This is a genomic window from Oleiphilus sp. HI0067, assembly GCF_001635735.1.
The window spans coordinates 1-1,219 of the sequence record NZ_LWFI01001127.1; the positions used below are offsets into that span (position 1 = coordinate 1).

At 41.1% G+C, this 1,219-nt stretch carries 1 protein-coding gene; it reads right to left on the reverse strand.

Annotated features, from left to right (window positions below):
• Positions 1–1,047: GGDEF domain-containing protein (locus tag A3739_RS16375; protein ID WP_068502086.1), on the reverse strand; the 1,047-nt coding region annotated here is incomplete at its 3' end.
• Between the last annotated feature and the right edge of the window lie 172 nt (positions 1,048–1,219).

Here is a 1,219-nt window from a genome sequence, read left to right on the forward strand (position 1 = left end):
AAGGTCTGCGCGGTCTTGGTTTGGGTGAGGGTATGCCGTTGCACCGCCGATAGAACATGTGATTTGAACTTTCTTTTCATCATGCTCAAAGTGCAGTTCAGCTACTTTTCTGGTTAAACGTTCTGCGATTGTTGATGCGCCTTCTTCGCCAGTGTTAGGAAGTAATAATATAAACTCCTCACCGCCGTATCGTGCAACGCAATCTGCAGGGCGCATAAGTGTTTCTGACAAGCAGCTCGCGACTTTGATTAGAACTTCATCGCCAAAGATATGGCCATAGTTATCATTAATCTGTTTAAAGTAATCGAGATCTACCATCAATATGGATAGNCATGATTTCAAGCGAGCACCTCTTTGCCATTCTTTTTCAAACTCGGCATCGAAAAACATTCTGTTTTTGATTTGAGTGAGAGGGTCAGTGACGCTTAGTTTTTCAAGTTCTTTGGCGCGTTCTTCGGCAATAAGATTGTTTGAAATAGCCTGCCAATAATCATGCTCGGCTGATTTTGAGGCAATTAAAATATATCCCCATGACGTGACCATTAAGCCTGCATATAAGAGGTCATTAGCGTTTTGATTCCATAAGAAATAGATAATGCTTGGATAAAATAAAACGACTGGATAAAGTTTTCGAATGAGTGGAGAGATGCTTAAAGTGCTGGTTCCCCCCATTGCGAAGGCGGCTAGAACAATGAGCATCGGTGGCTCAATGTTCGTCAATTCGCTGTCATAGAAAATCCACGCGCTCATCAATCCCCAGTGCAACGCCGCAAGAAGAATGCTTGTTGTAAGCCACATCTCTAAGAAGTTGACGTTATGTTTGTCTACTTGTTTTCGTAGAAATAGATGGGTTAAGCGAGTGATAAATATTAAGACAATCAGACCGCTATTGATTTGGAAGAATAGAGGGCTTGATTCATGCAGATTAAGCGAGAACGCAATGGCAAACCAAACGATGGCATAAATAAAAATGCCTGGTTTTGCTCGATTTGCTAAATCATTGAATGCTTTTATACGTAGAACACTGTAATAATCTGTATCGCTCATTTGAAGAGCTATGCCTCGCTATTTTTATAATTTAGTGCTCAGCCGGTAATATTAGTGCACTTATCATGATGAGCTAAGCCCAACCGACTGATAGCGCTAAGTTTAGCATAGGCTACTAATTCGGCTGATAAGAATGGTAGATATGTGATCATGTTGGCTTGTGGTACGATTT